This is a genomic window from Pseudomonas oryzihabitans (genome assembly GCF_014522265.1).
GTDB classification, from domain to species: Bacteria; Pseudomonadota; Gammaproteobacteria; order Pseudomonadales; family Pseudomonadaceae; genus Chryseomonas; species Chryseomonas aestiva.
This window is the reverse complement of the sequence record NZ_CP017024.1, coordinates 808,020-824,400: the sequence shown is the minus strand read 5'-3', so window position 1 is coordinate 824,400 and position 16,381 is coordinate 808,020. Positions and strand designations below refer to the sequence as shown.

Annotated in this window: 11 protein-coding genes and 2 pseudogenes; 8 read left to right on the top strand and 5 right to left on the bottom strand. The window is 67.4% G+C overall.

Going from position 1 to position 16,381, the window contains the following annotated elements; all coding sequences use genetic code 11:
* Positions 1-10: 10 nt before the first annotated feature.
* The 5 genes from pyrR to gshB form a co-directional block, all read right to left on the bottom strand.
* On the bottom strand, positions 11-520 hold the full coding sequence (pyrR, locus tag BGI51_RS03815) for a bifunctional pyr operon transcriptional regulator/uracil phosphoribosyltransferase PyrR (protein WP_133861451.1): 510 nt from the start codon (positions 518-520) through the stop codon (positions 11-13).
* Positions 521-522: 2 nt separating this feature from the next.
* Positions 523-975, bottom strand: coding sequence for a Holliday junction resolvase RuvX (gene ruvX / locus BGI51_RS03810; protein WP_133861450.1), 453 nt, complete (start codon positions 973-975; stop codon positions 523-525).
* Positions 972-1,541 (bottom strand): YqgE/AlgH family protein, encoded by a 570-nt coding sequence (locus BGI51_RS03805; protein WP_187980361.1) that lies wholly within the window; start codon positions 1,539-1,541, stop codon positions 972-974. Before BGI51_RS03805 ends, ruvX begins: the two co-directional genes overlap by 4 nt.
* Positions 1,542-1,596: 55 nt before the next feature.
* Complete coding sequence (locus BGI51_RS03800) at positions 1,597-2,475, bottom strand: energy transducer TonB (RefSeq protein ID WP_187980360.1); 879 nt, start codon at positions 2,473-2,475, stop codon at positions 1,597-1,599.
* 103 nt (positions 2,476-2,578) lie between these two features.
* Positions 2,579-3,529, bottom strand: coding sequence for a glutathione synthase (gene gshB, locus BGI51_RS03795; protein ID WP_133861447.1), 951 nt, complete (start codon positions 3,527-3,529; stop codon positions 2,579-2,581).
* A gap of 220 nt (positions 3,530-3,749) precedes the next feature.
* Here gshB and pilG point away from each other — a divergent pair, with 220 nt between their 5' ends.
* The 8 genes and pseudogenes from pilG to BGI51_RS03760 all read left to right on the top strand — a co-directional run bounded on the left by pilG (position 3,750) and on the right by BGI51_RS03760 (position 16,379).
* Positions 3,750-4,157 (top strand): twitching motility response regulator PilG, encoded by a 408-nt coding sequence (gene pilG, locus BGI51_RS03790; protein ID WP_007161679.1) that lies wholly within the window; start codon positions 3,750-3,752, stop codon positions 4,155-4,157.
* Positions 4,158-4,197: 40 nt separating this feature from the next.
* Positions 4,198-4,563, top strand: coding sequence for a twitching motility response regulator PilH (pilH, locus tag BGI51_RS03785; RefSeq protein WP_007161680.1), 366 nt, complete (start codon positions 4,198-4,200; stop codon positions 4,561-4,563).
* A gap of 49 nt (positions 4,564-4,612) precedes the next feature.
* Positions 4,613-5,149 carry a chemotaxis protein CheW gene (locus BGI51_RS03780; protein WP_133861446.1) on the top strand — a complete coding sequence of 179 codons (537 nt, stop codon included), beginning with the start codon at positions 4,613-4,615 and terminating at the stop codon, positions 5,147-5,149.
* A gap of 161 nt (positions 5,150-5,310) precedes the next feature.
* Positions 5,311-7,341: a methyl-accepting chemotaxis protein gene (locus BGI51_RS03775; protein WP_133861445.1), complete on the top strand. Its 2,031-nt coding sequence runs from the start codon at positions 5,311-5,313 to the stop codon at positions 7,339-7,341.
* A gap of 61 nt (positions 7,342-7,402) precedes the next feature.
* The gene (locus BGI51_RS03770; RefSeq protein WP_252977207.1) at positions 7,403-8,251 is read left to right on the top strand and encodes a CheR family methyltransferase; all 849 of its coding nucleotides are present in this window, start codon (positions 7,403-7,405) and stop codon (positions 8,249-8,251) included.
* 11 nt (positions 8,252-8,262) lie between these two features.
* A pseudogene (locus tag BGI51_RS23955) lies at positions 8,263-9,999 on the top strand (Hpt domain-containing protein); the annotation flags it as partial.
* A gap of 365 nt (positions 10,000-10,364) precedes the next feature.
* Complete coding sequence (locus BGI51_RS03765) at positions 10,365-15,368, top strand: Hpt domain-containing protein (protein ID WP_437179424.1); 5,004 nt, start codon at positions 10,365-10,367, stop codon at positions 15,366-15,368.
* A pseudogene (locus BGI51_RS03760) lies at positions 15,361-16,379 on the top strand (chemotaxis protein CheB). Before BGI51_RS03765 ends, BGI51_RS03760 begins: the two are co-directional and overlap by 8 nt.
* Positions 16,380-16,381: the final 2 nt, after the last annotated feature.

Sequence of the window (16,381 nt, the reverse complement as noted above, 5' to 3'; positions counted from 1 at the left end):
CGAATCCAGGTCAGGCGGCGGGGACGTCGCGGTATTCGAGGGCGAGCGGCGAGGGGCCGGTCAGCTTGACGCGCTGGGTGGGGGCCAGGCTCAGGGTGGCGCCCACCACGTCGGGCTGGATCGGCAATTCGCGGGCATTGACGTCCAGCAGGCAGACCAGGGTCACACTGGCGGGACGGCCATAGTCGAAGAGTTCGTTGAGCGCCGCGCGCACGGTGCGACCGCTCATCAGCACATCGTCCACCAGCACCAGGTGGCGACCATCGATCTCGAACGGCAGGGCCGAGGGGCGCACCTGCGGGTGCAGGCCCTTCTGGGTGAAGTCGTCGCGGTAGAAGGAGACGTCCAGGCTGCCCAGCGGGGTGTCCAGGCCGAGTTCGGCCAGCAGGGCCTCGGCGACCCAGAGGCCGCCGGTGTGGATGCCGACGAAGCCGGGATCGGTGATGCCGCGGCGATTCAGCGACAGACGCAGGTCGGCGGCCAGCCGCGGCAGGAGCTCGGCGGGAGAGGGCAGGTGCATGGCTACTCCGATTGCGGGCGCGCGGCCCGTTCCAGTTGTTGGGTCAGCCAGCCTTCCAGGAGGAGGGCGGCGGCAAGGGCGTCCACCGGGCGTTCGCGATAACCGTCGCGCTGACCGCCCTGCAGGCGCTCGCCCTTGGCGGCATAGGTGGTGAGGCGCTCGTCATGGGTATGCACGGGCAGGCCGTAGCGCCCCTGCAGGCGGCGGGCGAAACGTTCGGCGCGCTCGCTCATCTCGCTGGGCGTACCGTCCATGTTCAGTGGCAGACCGACCACCAGGGCGGTGGGGCGCCACTCGTCCAGCAGGCGCTGGATCTGCTGCCAGTCGGGTACGCCGTTCTGCGCCTTGAGGGTGAGCAGTTCACGGGCCTGGCCGGTCACGGCCTGGCCGACGGCGACGCCGATCTGGCGGCTGCCATAGTCGAATCCCAGATAGAGCCCGCTGGGCGCGCTCATGCGTGACCCGCCTGACGCGAGAGCAGCCGCAGGTCGACCCCCAGCAGGGCGGCGGCCGCGCCGAGGCGCTGCTCGCTCGGCGTCTCGAACAGCAGGGCGCTGGTGGCCGGGGTGGTGAGCCAGAGATTGGCCGCCAGTTCCTCTTCCAGCTGGCCGGGGCCCCAGCCGCTGTAGCCGAGGGTGATCAGGTGGCGGCTCGGGCCGGTACCGTCGGAGAGGGCGAAGAGCACGTCCGGCGAGGTGGTCAGGCTCAGTTCTTCGAGTTCCAGGGTGTTCTGGAACACCGGGCCGGCGTCATGCAGGACGAAGCCCCGATCGGTCTGCACCGGGCCACCGGCATAGAGCGCGACCTGGGCATCTTCCTGGGTGACCGGTATCTCAGGGCGCAGCTGTTCGAGCAGGTCGTCCAGGTGCAGGCCATTGGGGCGGTTGATCACCAGGCCCATGGCGCCATCCGGGCCGTGGTCGACGAGGTAGATCACCGTCTCGGCGAAATGGGGATCGTCCATCTGCGGCATGGCGATCAGGAGCTGGTGCTGTAGGGTGGTGCTGGAGGTCGGCTTCATGACCGGCAAGTTTCCCGGTTGCGCGGTCCGGCTTCAAGTCCAACGGCGTCCCGGACTATTGACTGGACAGGCGGTCGCCACGCTCGAAGCGCCAGGTGCGGATGATCTCCAGCCGGTCGATGTCGGCCAGATCGCCGCTGAAGGGAGCGAAGGGTGCCGCCAGCCGGACGATGCGCAGCGCCGCCTGGTCCAGCACCTGGCGTCCCGAGGACTCCAGCACCTGGACCTCGTAGAGCGAGCCGTCCTTGTTGATGGCCACCAGCAGACGCAGGCTGCCGTAGAGGCGGTCGCGCTTGGCCTGCTCGGGGTAGTTGAGATTGCCGATGCGTTCGATCTTGCGCCGCCATTCTTCCTTGTAACGGGCGCCCTTGTCCTTTTGCGTCGAGGCGGCATTGATCCGCCAGATCTTCGGCCGCTTGGCGTATTGCTGGCGTTCCTCGGCGAGCTGGGCTTCCAGGCTGGCGAGTTCGGCGGCCTGGCTGTCGGACTCGGGGCTGGGCGCATCGCGCTGCTCCCGCTCCGGCGTCTCGCGACTGGGTTCGGCCTTGGTCGGCCGCGCGGCGCGGGTGGTCACCGCGGCCTTGGGCGCCTGGGCGCGATCCGCCGCCGGCGGGCGAGCCGGAGGCGCGGCCTGGCGGATCTCGCTGTCGTGGAAAGGCGCCTGCACCGGGGTGCTCGGCGCCGCCGCCTTGTCCAGCGTACCGCTGCCCTGCTGGTTTTCCTGGGCCAGGAAGTCGGCCTGCTTGGGCGCCTCGTCGCTCTTGAAGCTGGCCAGCGTCACCTCCAGGGTGCGACTGATCTGGGTAGGCTCGGGCAGCGAAAAGCCGACGCCGAGAATCAGCACGACGTGCAGCAGGGTCGCGATGAGCAGCGTGAAGCCCAGGCGGTCGGCGGGACGAACCTGGGCGGCGGGGGAGGAGGCGGTGCTGGGCATTGACTGGGTCGGCAAGGGCAGAGGACGCGCGGCAGGGCTGGCGCCAGTCTGCGGATTGTATCCGCGGTTGTCCATGCCGCCGCGGGTGGCATGGACGCGCGCCTCAGCCCGCGCGTTGCTGCGCGATCACGTCCATCAGGCGTTCGGCGATGCGGGTGTCGTAGGCCGCATCGATCTCGCGGATGCAGGTCGGGCTGGTGACGTTGATCTCGGTCAGGTGCTCGCCGATCACGTCCAGACCGACGAAGAGCAGGCCGCGCTTGCGCAATTCCGGACCCACCGTCGCGGCGATCTCGCGGTCCCGTGCCGACAGCGGCTGGGCGACGCCGCGGCCACCGGCGGCCAGGTTACCGCGGGTCTCGCCCTGGGCCGGAATGCGCGCCAGGCAATAGTCCACGGGTTCGCCGTCGATCATCAGGATGCGCTTGTCACCGTCCTTGATACCGGGCAGATAGCGCTGGGCGATGATCTGCTGGGTACCGTGGGCGGTCAGGGTCTCGAGGATCACCGAAAGATTCGGGTCGCCTTCGCGGTGACGGAACACCGAGCTGCCACCCATGCCGTCCAGCGGCTTGAGAATGACGTCGCCGTGGGTGCGGGCGAATTCGCGGATGATGTCGGCGCGGCGGCTGACCAGGGTTGGCGGCGCCAGCTCGGGGAACAGGGTGGCGAAGAACTTCTCGTTGCAGTCGCGCAGGCTGGCGGGACGGTTGACCACCAGGGTGCCGCCACGCTCGGCCTGCTCCAGCAGGTAGGTGGCATAGACGAATTCGTTGTCGAAGGGCGGATCCTTGCGCATCAGGATCACGTCCAGCTCGCGTAGCGGCAGGTCGACGTCTTCGCCAAAGGCGAACCAGCGCTCCGGATCCTGGAACACGTCCAGCTGCCGACCGCGACCGCGGGCCTCGCCATCGACCTGGTACAGGTCCTGCATCTCGAAATAGTGCAGGGTCCAGCCGCGCGCCTTGGCCGCCCACAGCATGGCCATGGAGCTGTCCTTCTTATAGGAGATGCGTTCGATGGGATCCATGACGATCCCCAGACGGATACTCATTGACGCTAGACCTCGGTTCTACGTGGGCAAGGCGTCAGAATAGCCCTTCGATCCCCTTCAGTGCCAATGCTTGCGCGATCGTCGTGGTGGGCGGGCCGGTGGTCCGCCACCAGGGGATCTGCGTGGTACGTCACGGTATTGTGTGCTACAAAGAGGCGCCGCCAAAGTGCCCGGATCGACATCATTCACGTTGCATCGACGATGAGCTGGTAGCTTGAACATGGAACAGTATTCGGAAGGGCTGAAGGTCATGGTGATCGACGACTCGAAGACGATTCGTCGGACCGCCGAGACCCTGCTCAAGAAAGTTGGCTGCGAAGTCATCACTGCCATCGATGGATTCGATGCGCTCGCCAAGATCGCCGATAGTCATCCCCACATCATCTTCGTGGACATCATGATGCCGCGACTGGATGGCTATCAGACCTGCGCGCTGATCAAGAACAACAGCGCCTTCCGCGCGACGCCCGTCATCATGCTCTCTTCCCGTGACGGACTCTTCGACAAGGCCAAGGGCCGCATCGTCGGCTCTGACCAGTACCTCACCAAACCCTTCAGCAAAGAAGAGCTGATCGGTGCGATCAAGACCCACGTCCCCAGTTTCACTCCGCTCGAACAAGCGTCCTGAGTGTCCTGAGGCGGGCGATTCTATCTAGTAGGAAATTTTCATGGCTCGAATTCTGATCGTCGACGACTCTCCCACCGAGATGTACAAGCTCACCGCCATGCTGGAAAAGCATGGTCATCAGGTGCTCAAGGCCGAGAACGGCGCCGACGGCGTCGCCCTGGCCCGCCAGGAGAAGCCCGACGCGGTCCTGATGGATATCGTCATGCCCGGCCTCAACGGCTTCCAGGCGACCCGGCAGCTGACCAAGGATGCCGAGACCAGCCATATTCCGGTGGTCATCGTCACCACCAAGGACCAGGAAACCGACAAGGTCTGGGGCAAGCGCCAGGGCGCCAAGGACTACCTCACCAAGCCCATCGACGAAGACACCCTGTTGCGCACCCTGGCGGGTGTCCTGCAAGGCTGAGGTCTTTCGGCCGTTTCTCGCGGCAGCGCCCCACTGGGCAGGGAATCCTATGAGCGACGCCACCACGCCCTACGAGCTCTTGCGCCTGATCGATCTGCGCTGCCGCGAGCGGGCAGCCGGTCTGCCGGCGCAACAGGAAAACCAGCGCAGCTGGAGTGGCATCGGCTTTCGTCTCGGTGAATTGCGCTTCGTGATTCCCATGGGCGAGGTCAGCGAGATTCTGCCGGAGCCGCGTTTCACCGCTCTGCCCGGCGTCAAGCCATGGCTCAAGGGCGTGGCCAATGTGCGCGGTCGCCTGCTGCCGATCGCCGACCTGGGGCAGTTCCTCGGCGTGAAGATCCAGGCCCTGCGCAAACAGCGGCGGATCCTGATCGTCGACCATGGCGACCTCTTCGTCGGATTGGCGGTTGACGAAGTCCTGGGTATGCAGCATTTCGACATCGAGGCCTATCGCGAACACGCCGACAGCGTGCCGTCAGGCCTGCACTTCTTTCTGGAAGGTGTCTTCCAACGCGACGTGCCCTGGCTGGTCTGCAGCCCGCGCGCCTTGGTCGAGCATCCCGAATTCATGGACGTCGCGGCCTAGGTCGCCAGACGTCCGGACGCTGCAAGGCGGATCGGGGTCGGGATGGCAGGAGCCGTCGCCGACGGGTGGGGGTAGGGCGCCGAACACCGGCTTCAAGCGAACCGGTCTGGCGTCCGACAAGGATAGAACTAAAGGAACCAAGGTCCAGGCGGGGGCCGCTGATGAACAAACTCAATACCGGGAAACTCAACGCGTGGGTCGCGGGCATGTTCGTGGTGCTGATCGTCGCGATCGTGCTGCTGTTCGCCAACTTCGCGTACCTGGGCACCCAGACCAACTACGACAACCAGTACCAGGGCCAGGCCACCGAGCTGCGCATCCTCTCGCAGCAGCTGGCCAAGAGCGCCAGTGAGGCCGCCACCGGCAAGGCCGAGGCCTTCAAGGACCTGCGTCAGGCGCGTGCCGAGTTCGAGCGCCGCCTGAACATCCTGCGCAGCGGTGATCCGCAGACCGGCCTGCCGCCTTCGCCGGCGATCCTCGGTCCGCGTCTGGATACCCTGGAGTCCCAGTGGGAGAACCAGCGCAAGCAGGTCGACAGCATGCTCGGCAGTGAGCAGACCGTGCTGTCCCTGCACCAGCTGTCCGGCGCCCTGGCCGATACCATTCCCCAATTGCAGGTCGAGAACGAAGAGATCGTCGACATCCTGATCGAGCGCGGCGCGCCCGCCAGTCAGGTGGTGGTGGCCCAGCGTCAGGCACTGCTCGCCGAGCGAATCCTCGGCGCCATCAACAAGATCCTCACCGGCGACGAAGCCGCCGTGCAGGCTGCCGACAGCTTTGGTCGCGACGCCAGCCTGTTCGGCCGGGTGCTCAAGGCCATGCGTGAAGGCAATGCCTCCATGGGCATCGCCAAGATCACCGACCCCGAGGCGGTCGGCCGCCTCAACGAAGCCAACAAGCTGTTCGAATTCGTCTCCGGCAACGTCGACGAGATTCTCGCCACCTCACCCGAGCTGCTGCAGATCCGTTCCGCCGTGGGCCTGATCTATCGCGGCTCCCAGGCGCTGCTCGGTTCCGCCTCCGACCTCAGTGGCAGTTATGCCTCCCTGGCCCAGAGCCGCAAGATCAACACCGTGGGCAGCTACCTGCTGGTGTTCATCGCCCTCGGCGCCATCCTCTGCATCGGCTATATCCTGGTCCGCGACACCCGCCGCCGCCTGGCCGAGACCGACGAGAAGAACCAGCGCAACCAGACCGCCATTCTGCGCCTGCTGGACGAGATCGCCGACCTGGCCGACGGTGACCTGACCGTGCAGGCCACGGTGACCGAAGACTTCACCGGCGCCATCGCCGACTCCATCAACTACTCCATCGACCAGCTGCGCGAACTGGTGGAAACCATCAACCAGACCGCTGTCCAGGTGGCCGCCGCCGCCCAGGAGTCCCAGGACACCGCCACGGTGCTGGCCGAGGCCTCGGAACACCAGGCCCAGGAAATCGCCGGGGCTTCCGCGGCGATCAACGAGATGGCCGTGTCCATCGACCAGGTATCCACCAACGCCTCCGAATCCACCGCGGTGGCGGAGCGCTCCGTGGCCATTGCCAACAAGGGCAACCAGGTCGTGCACAACACCATCATCGGCATGGACAGCATTCGCGAGCAGATCCAGGACACCGCCAAGCGGATCAAGCGCCTGGGCGAATCGTCCCAGGAGATCGGCGACATCGTCGGCCTGATCAACGACATCGCCGACCAGACCAATATCCTGGCCCTGAACGCCGCCATCCAGGCCTCCATGGCCGGTGACGCCGGCCGCGGCTTCGCCGTGGTCGCCGACGAGGTCCAGCGCCTCGCCGAGCGTTCCTCGGGCGCCACCAAGCAGATCGAGGCCCTGGTCAAGGCGATCCAGACCGACACCAACGAAGCGGTCATCTCCATGGAGCAGACCACCTCGGAAGTGGTACGCGGGGCCGCCCTGGCCCAGGACGCCGGTGTGGCCCTGGAAGAGATCGAGAAGGTTTCCCAGAGCCTGGCCGGGCTGATCCAGAACATCTCCAACGCCGCGCGCCAGCAGTCCTCGTCCGCCAGCCACATCTCCAGCACCATGAACGTGATTCAGGAGATCACCTCGCAGACCTCGACCGGTACCACCGCCACCGCGCGCAGCATCGGCGAGCTGGCCAAGCTGGCCAGCGAGATGCGGCGTTCGGTTTCGGGCTTCAATCTGCCGAACGAGCAGCCGCTGGGCTGAACACAGCGGCCACATCGTGGTGTGGCGAGGGGGAGACGGGGTGGGGGAGTCGAGTTGGGCGTTGCGCCGTGCTCCCGAGCTGCCGGATGCGGACTTCGAGCGTTGGCGACAGTTGCTGGAAACCCGCGCCGGCATGGTGCTGGACGATCGCCAGCGCAGCTTTCTGCAGATCCAGTTGGCCGCGCGCATGCGCGAACTGACGATCGCGGACTACGACAGCTACTACCAGGTCGTCTGCGCCGGCATCGGCGGGCGCATCGAATGGGTTCGGCTGCTCGACCGCCTGACCATCCAGGCCACCCGCTTCTTTCGCCATCCGCCGTCCTTCGCGCTGCTGGAAACCTATGTGAACGAGTTCGCCAAGACCGCCGAGGGCGATAGCCTGACCCTCTGGAGCCTGGGGTGTGCCAGTGGCGAGGAAGCCTTTTCGATGGCCATCAGCACCGCCGAAGTGCTCACGCGGCAGACGCGCCCGCTGACGTTCGCCCTGACCGGTACCGACATCAGCAGCGAAGCCCTGCGCCAGGCGCGGCAGGGTACCTACAGCCTGCAGCGCCTGGCCGGGGTGCCGGCCGCGCTGCGCGAGCGGTATTTTCGTCTGCGCAGCGATGGCAACTTCGACGTTGCTGCCGGCTTGATGGAGCGACTGTGCTTTGCCCGGCTCAATGTGCTGGAACTGGGCCAGGCCCCCTTGCAGGGGTTCAACGTCATTTTTTGTCAGAACTTGCTGATTTATTTCCGCCGCTGGCTGCGTCGAGACCTGCTCAACCAGCTGGTCCAGCGGCTTGCACCGGGTGGGCTCTTGGTCCTGGGTGTCGGTGAGGTGAGCAATTGGAGCCACCCGCAACTGATACCCGTCGATCATCCCGAAGTCCTGGCGTTCACCCGCCAGCTGGACCACCCGGCATGACAGGAGCCGAGATGATCGATCGACACGACTACGTAGCTCTCGAGTGGGTCAAGGGCGAGATCGCCGAAACCTTGCAGCAGGCCCGCAAGGCGCTCGAGGCGTTCGTCGACAACCCGCACGACCGTAGCCGCCTGGGTTTCTGCCGGACCTATGTGCATCAGGTCTACGGCACCTTGCAGATGGTGGAGTTCTACGGCGCCGCGCTGCTCGCCGAGGAGATGGAGCTGCTGCTGCAGGCTCTTCACGAAGAGCGGGTGAACAGCTCCGACGAGGCGCTGGAAGTGCTGATGCAGGCCATCCTGCAGGTACCGCCCTATCTGGATCGGGTCCTCGAGGCCCGCCGCGATCTGCCTCTGGCCATCCTGCCGCTGCTCAACGACCTGCGGTCGGCGCGCGGCGAGAAGCTGCTCTCCGAGACCAGCCTGTTCTCGCCGGATCTGTCCGCCACGCCGCTGTCGCTGAGCGATGCCGAACTGGCCGACCGCGCCGCGCCGGACTGGCTGCCGCGCCTGCGCAAGTTGCGCCAGGCGCTGCAGGGCGCCCAGGTCGGACTGTTCCGCGACCGCGATGTCCAGCTGCACCTGGATTACCTGCTGCGGGTCTTCGAGCGCCTGGACCAGCTCTGCGCCGGTTCGCCCTTCGGCGCGCTCTGGCCGGTGGCCGCAGGCCTCACCGAATTGCTGCAGGCCGGCGAGCTGGACAACAGCAGTTCGATCCGCGGCCTGTTGCGGCAACTGGATCGCGAACTCAAGCGACTCATCAGCGATGGGGTGACCACCCTCAATCAGCCGGCGCCGGCCGATCTGCTGAAGAATCTGCTGTTCTACCTGGCCAAGGCGCCGGTGCAGAGTCCGCGCATCGCCGCACTCAAGGCGCACTATCGCCTCGACGAGGCCCTGCCGGATGCCGAGCTGGTGGGCTTCGAGCGCTCGCGCATCGTCGGTCCGGATCGCGAAGCCATGCGCTCGGTGGTGACCGCGCTGTGCGAAGAGCTGGTGCAGATCAAGGACAGCCTGGACCTGTTCGTGCGCAGCGATCGCCAGCAGCCCGCCAGCCTGCGCGGCCTGCTGGCCCCGCTCAAGCAGATCGCCGATACCCTGGCGGTGCTGGGCTTCGGTCAGCCGCGCAAGGTGGTGCTCGAACAGCACGAAGCCGTCGCCGAACTGGCCGAGGGCGTGCGCGAGGCCAGCGACGCCGCCCTGATGGATATCGCCGGGGCGCTGCTCTATGTCGAAGCCACCCTGGCCGGCATGGTCAGCGGCAACGAGGTGGGCGATGCCGAAGAAAGCCGGCTGCCCACCACCGACATCGATCAGCTGCATCGGGTGGTGGTGCGCGAGGCGCGCAATGGCCTGGAGCAATCCAAGGATGCCATCATCGAGTTCATCGCCTCCCAGTGGAACCATGTCCACCTGGAGTCGGTGCCCCTGTTGCTGACCCAGGTCCGTGGCGGCCTGGCGATGATCCCGCTGGAACGGGCCGCGGGCCAGGTGCAGGCGGCCAACGACTATATCTGCCAGCAGCTGCTGGGCAAGCAGGCCGTGCCGGACTGGCAGAGCCTGGACACTCTGGCCGACGCCATCACCAGCGTCGAGTACTATCTGGAGCGCCTGGCGGAAGATCCCTCCACGCCCCACGACATGATCCTCGACATCGCCGACGAGAGTCTCATCGCCCTCGGCTATCCGCCCAGGGTGGCTGGCGAAGGCGAGGCGGCGGCAGCGCCCCTGGCCTCCGGTGAGGTCGCGCCGCCGGCTCTGGATCTGCCGGAAGACCAGCCCCTGGTTGCCGAACCGGTGACCGAAGAGGCGCTGGAATTTACCGCGCTGCCGGTCGAGGAACATGTATACGCCGGCGAAGCTTCGCCGGCCGAGTTCGAGTCAATCGCAGCGGAAGCGCCGCTGACCGCCGATCTTCTGGAGGCAGACGCGGCGGCCGAGGGGGCGGATGACGAGCCGCTCGGCGAGACCGCGCCCGCGCATGACGAACCCGAGGCGCTGCTGGCCGACAGCGAGGCGGACAGCCTGTCGCTGGCGACCGCCGATGCCGATGCCGATGTGATCGCCGAGGTATTGGCCGCGCCGGTCAGTCCCATCAACCCCCGGCAGCGCAGGTGCCGCACGCGCTGCTGCCGCCCGCCGCCGACGCCGAGCCGGTCGAGGACGAACTGCGCGAGGTCTTTATCGAAGAGGCCGGCGAGGTCCAGGCGGAGCTGGAACGCTGGCTGCCGATCTGGGAGGCCGAGCCCGAGCAGCGCACCGCCCTGAGTGAATTGCGGCGCAATTTTCACACCCTCAAGGGCAGTGGCCGCATGGTCCAGGCACTGGTCATCGGCGAATTGGCCTGGGCCCTGGAAAATCTGTTCAATCGCCGGCTGGACCACAGCGTCGCCCACAGCACCGCCCTGCAGACGGTGGTCGAGCAGACCTGCGCCCTGCTGCCGGAGCTGGTCGAGGAGTACGCCGAAAATCGTCAGCGGCAGCGCGACGACGTCGACTGGCTGGCCCACGCCGCTCATGCGCTGGCCCGTAACGAAGCCTTGCCCGAGCGTACCTCACCGGGCAGCGCAGCCGCCTCCGCGCCGGCGACGCTCCCCGAAGCGGAGGTGCTTGAGCCTGAGGTCGCGGCACCCGTCGCCGCCGAAGCCGATACCCAGCTGCTGGATATCTTCCGCACCGAGGCCCAGGCGCACCTGGAAACCGTGCGCCGCTTTCTCGAGCAGTCCGAAGCCGGCAGTGCCCAGCCGGTCTCCGACAATCTGTTGCGTGCCCTGCACACCCTCAAGGGCAGTGCCCATATGGCGGGCAGTTCGCCGATGGCCGAGCTGGCGTCCGCGCTGGAACGGCTGGCCAAGGAATACAAGCTCGCCCATATCGCCTTCGCCGAACCCGAGTGCGCCTTGCTGGCCCGGGGTGCCGAGTTGCTGGAGCAGCGCCTGGGCGAACTCGACGAAGGGGCGCTGGCAACGCCGCTGGCAGGCGCGCCGGACGTCATCTCGTCCTGCGAAGCGCTGCTGGAGGAGCTGGATCCCCAGTTGCCGCTGCCCGAGGCACCGCTGCCGGAGCAGCGTGACATCCTGCGGCTGACCGATTTCCTGATGCCCGGAATGGACCTGTTGCTGGAGGCCGATGAGCGCCTGCATGCCTGGCGGACCGGTGGTGACCAGGCGGCCTGCGCGGACCTGCTGGCCGAGCGGCTGAATACCTTTGCCGATGGGGCCGCCCGGGTCGGACTGGCCGATGTCGAGCAACTCGCTGAAGCGCTGCAGGTGGTTTATGCCGCCGCGGCGAGCGGTTCGCTGCCCGCCGACGAGGCCTTCTTCCGCGAAGCGGCAGAGGCCCAGGAAGCCCTGATCAGCATGCTCAACCAGCTGGCCGGTGGCATGCGGGCCACGCCGAGCGAAGAGCGGATCCAGGGCCTGCGCGGCCTGCTGGCCGGCATTCTCGCCGGGTTGCCAATGGCTGCCACCAATCTGCTGGCCGAGCCCGAACCCGAAGAGCTTTTCGATCCGGCAACGGCCACGCCGGTCGCACCCGAGCTGGCGCTGGACGTCGAATTGCCCGCCGAAGCCGAAGCCGAAGCCGAAGCCGAAGCCGAAGCCGAAGCCGAAGCCGAGCCTGAGCTGGAGTCGCTGAATCAGCCGGAAGAGCTGCTGCCACCTTTGGTGGACAGCGAGCCGGCGGAGGCCGTCGCGGTCGAGCCCGAGGCTGCCGAGCCCGTCGATCCGGAGATGCAGCTGATCTTCCTCGAGGAAGCCCAGGATCTGCTGGATAGCGCCGACCGGGCCCTGAAGCGTTGGCTGGTGGAGCCGCAGCAGCGCTTCCACCTCGGCACCCTGCAGCGCGATCTGCATACCCTCAAGGGCGGCGCCCATCTCGCCGGGGTGATGCCGGTCGCGCGTCTGGCGACGGAGCTGGACGCCATCTACGAAGGCCTGCTCGATGGCCGTCTCGCCGGTGGCGCCGAACTGGGCAACCCCCTGCGTGACGCCCATGGCTGCCTCGCCGCGCAGCTCGAAGAGCTGGCGGCGGGTGACCCGGTCAGTGAGCATGGCGAGCAGGTCGAGCGCCTGCAGCGCATCCGTACCGGCCATCTCGATGAACGGCTGGGATCGGACGCCGCCGGGTCTACCCCAGGCGAGTTTGAGCTCGGCGAAGCCATCGCGGACCAGCCGACGGCTGCGGAGTCGTCGCTGTGTGCGCCGACGCCCCTGGCCGCCGCGCCGGAGTCGGACGAGGGACCCGACGCCGAGTTGCTGGCCATCTACATCGAAGAGAGTCGCGACCTGCTCGACAGCATGGCGAACTCGCTGCGCGCCTGGGAAGCCGAACCGCACAACAGTCTCGAACTGGAATCCCTGCTGCGCGACCTGCATACCCTCAAGGGCGGTGCGCGCCTGGCCGAGGTGGATGCCATCGGCGATCTGGCCCATGCCCTGGAGGCCTTCTACGAGGGCCTGGCACGGGGAAGGATCAAGCCCGGTGCCGACCTGGGCAGTCTGCTGCAGCACTGCCACGATCGTCTGCACGAACAACTCGAAGCCCTGGCCCAGGGGCAGGCTTCGGCGCCGGCTGGCGACCTGATCGAGGCCTTGCGTGACTACCGCGGCGAGCCGCTGGCGGCCGGCGTGAAGGCCGCGCCCGTGGTTGCCGCACCGGTCTTCGACGCCGACACCGATGCGGAAATCCTCGAAATCTTCATGGAGGAAGCCCAGGACCTGCTGGTCAGCATGGACGAGGCCCTGGCGGACTGGCCGGCCGCGCCCGACGTGGCGGTGGACGAGTTGCTGCGCTGCCTGCATACCCTCAAGGGTGGTGCGCGCCTGGCCGGTCTGCACGGCCTGGGTGAGCAGGCCCATGAGCTGGAACAGCAACTGGCGGAATTGCGCTCGCTCGCCGTGGGATTGAGCGAGGACGATCGCGAGCGGGTACGCGCCCTGGCGACCCAGGGGGTCGACGGACTGCAGCTGGCGGTCGCCCAGCTGGCACTGCCGGCCGCCGCTCCGGCGAGTACGTCCCCGGTGCCGGTCGAGACGGCCGAAGCCGAAGCCGAAGTCGCGATCGAGTCTGATCTGCCGGCGGCCGCGGACCTGGCCGTGGATGACGAGACGCCAGGCCCAGACGCCGAGCCCGGCGTCGCGAGCCCGCTCGCCATATCGCCTGAGCAGGACATCGCGGCACCGGTCATGGTGGCGGCCGAGACGCCTGCGCCAGCGGCTGCGCCGCTGCCCTTCGTGCAGCGCCTGCAGCAGGTCCGCCAGCAGGCGGCGCAGCGGCGCTCTTCCCAGGAACTGGTGCGGGTACCGGCCGCGTTGCTGGAACAGCTGGTCAACCTGGCGGGCGAGACCTCGATCTTCCGCGGCCGCGTCGAACAGCAGGTCAGCGACATCGGTACCACTCTCGGCGAGATGGAAGCCACCATCGAGCGGGTCCGCGATCAGCTGCGCCGGCTGGATACCGAGACCCAGGCGCAGATCATCAGTCGCCACCACGAAGACGTGGATCGCGCCGGCTACGAGGATTTCGACCCCCTGGAGCTGGATCGCTATTCCCAGCTGCAGCAGCTGTCCCGGGCGCTGTTCGAATCGGCTTCCGACCTCCTGGATCTGAAGAACACCCTGGGCCAGCGCAATCGCGATGCCGAGACCCTGCTGCTGCAACAGGCGCGGGTCAACACCGAGTTGCAGGAAAGCCTCATGCAGACCCGCATGGTGCCTTTCGAGCGCATGGTGCCGCGACTGCACCGGGTGGTACGCCAGGTCAGCGCCGAACTGGACAAGCCGATCGAGCTGCGCGTCGACAACGCCGAAGGCGAGCTGGACCGCACGGTGCTGGAGCGGATCATTCCGCCGCTGGAGCACATGCTGCGCAACGCCATCGACCACGGGGTCGAGGACGCCGCCGGGCGCCAGCGCGCCGGCAAACCGGCCGAGGGCGTGATCAGCCTGGATCTGCGCCGTGAAGGCGGCGACATCATCCTGACCCTGGCCGATGACGGCCGGGGCATCGACCTGGCCGCGGTGCGCCGCAAGGCCATCGAGCGCGGCCTGATGGCGGAAGACGCGCAACTCACCGATCAGGACCTGCTGCAGTTCATCCTCGAATCCGGCTTCTCCACGGCGCCGACCGTCACCCAGATTTCCGGGCGGGGCGTGGGCATGGACGTGGTGCACCAGGAGGTGAAGCAACTCGGCGGCAACATGGACATCCACAGCGTGGCGGGCGAGGGGACGCGCTTCACCATCCGCTTGCCGTTCACCGTGTCGGTGAACCGCGCGCTCATGGTGCATGCCGGCGATGACCTCTATGCCGTGCCGCTGAACACCATCGAGGGTATCGTGCGGGTGACCGCGGCCGATCTCGAGCGCTATTACCGCCCGGGGGCGACGACCTTCGAATACGGCGGCCAGCACTATGACCTGCGCTACCTGGGCCATCTGCTCAACAACGGCCAGCAGCCCAAGCTGAGCGGCCAGAGCCTGCCGCTGCCGGTAGTGCTGGTGCGTTCCGCCGAATACGCGGTAGCCGTGCAGGTGGATGCGGTGGCCGGCTCGCGGGAGATCGTGGTGAAGAGCCTCGGTCCGCAATTCGCCGGGGTACCGGGCCTGTCCGGTGCCACCCTGCTGGGGGACGGGCGCGTGGTGGTGATTCTCGACCTGCTGGCGATGATCCGCAGCCAGCGCGCCAGCGGCGAAGAGCTCGCCCGGCTGGCGCAGGGCCCGGCCACGGTGGCCGAGGTCACCCGGCCGGCGCTGGTCATGGTGGTGGACGATTCGGTCACGGTGCGCAAGGTCACCAGCCGCCTGCTGGAACGCCACGGCATGGAAGTCTTCACCGCCAAGGACGGGGTGGATGCCATCGCCCAGTTGCAGGAGCGGCAGCCGGACATCCTGCTGCTGGACATCGAGATGCCACGCATGGACGGCTTCGAGGTGGCGACCCTGGTGCGCCATGACCCGCGCCTCAAGGACCTGCCGATCGTGATGATCACCTCCCGAACCGGGGAAAAGCACCGCGAGCGGGCGCTGAGCCTGGGCGTGAACGAATATCTGGGCAAGCCCTACCAGGAGAGCGAACTCCTGGCCCACATCCATCGGTTGGTCAGGCAAGATGACTGAGATGCACACCGCCCGCGTCGCCATCCTGGCCGACAGTCCGCTGCAGCGCCACGTGCTGCAGCAGGTGCTGGCCGACAATGGCTATCACGTCGTCCTCAACAGCGATCCGGAGCGCTTCGACGAAGCGGCCTGGCCCACGGTCGCGACCGACCTGTGGCTGATCGACCTGAGCCAGACGGAGGAGTCGCCACTGGTGGACGCGCTGCTGGAGGGGGCCGAGGTGCCCATCCTGTTCGGCGAAGGCCAGGCCCCGAGCGTTTCACCGACCCCTTCACCCAGTGGGAAAAGCGCCTGATCGGCAAGCTCAAGCGGCTGATCGGCGATCCGGTGGCGGCGGTCGGCCCGGCCCTGGAAACCCTGCTGCAGGACCAGCCGCGACCGCCGCGCCTGACCCTGCCGGAACCCCTGGCCAATCTGCCGCTGCCAGCCGGCGATCCGGCCCCCGAGGTCTGGTTGCTGGCCGCGTCCCTGGGCGGTCCGGCGGCGGTGAAGGCCTTTCTCGATGCCCTGCCGGGCGGTCTGCCGGTCGGCTTCCTCTATGCCCAGCACATCGGCGACGGCTTTGCCGCCAGCCTGCTGCGCGCGGTCGGCCGGCACAGCCAATGGCATATCCAGGGCGCGCGCCCGGGTGAGCCGGTACGCTGCGGCGAGGTGGTGGTGGTGCCGACCCAGCAGGAGCTGACCTTTCGCGCCTCTGGTGCCCTGGACATCGTCGAGCGCGCCTGGCCCGAGCCCTATACGCCGTCGATCAGCCAGATGATGCTCAATCTGGCGCAGCACTTCGGCGCGCGCTGTGGGGTCATCGTCTTCAGCGGCATGGGCAACGACGGCACCGCTTCGGCGCCCTATGTGCGGCGTCGCGGTGGCACGCTCTGGACCCAGTCGGCGAGCACCTGCATCGCCCCGAGCATGCCGGAAAGCCTGCGCGAATCGGGTCTTGCGACCCTTACCGCCGATCCCCGCGGCCTGGCCGAAGCCCTGGTGGCGCGCCTGGCCGAGCAGCGAAGCTAAAG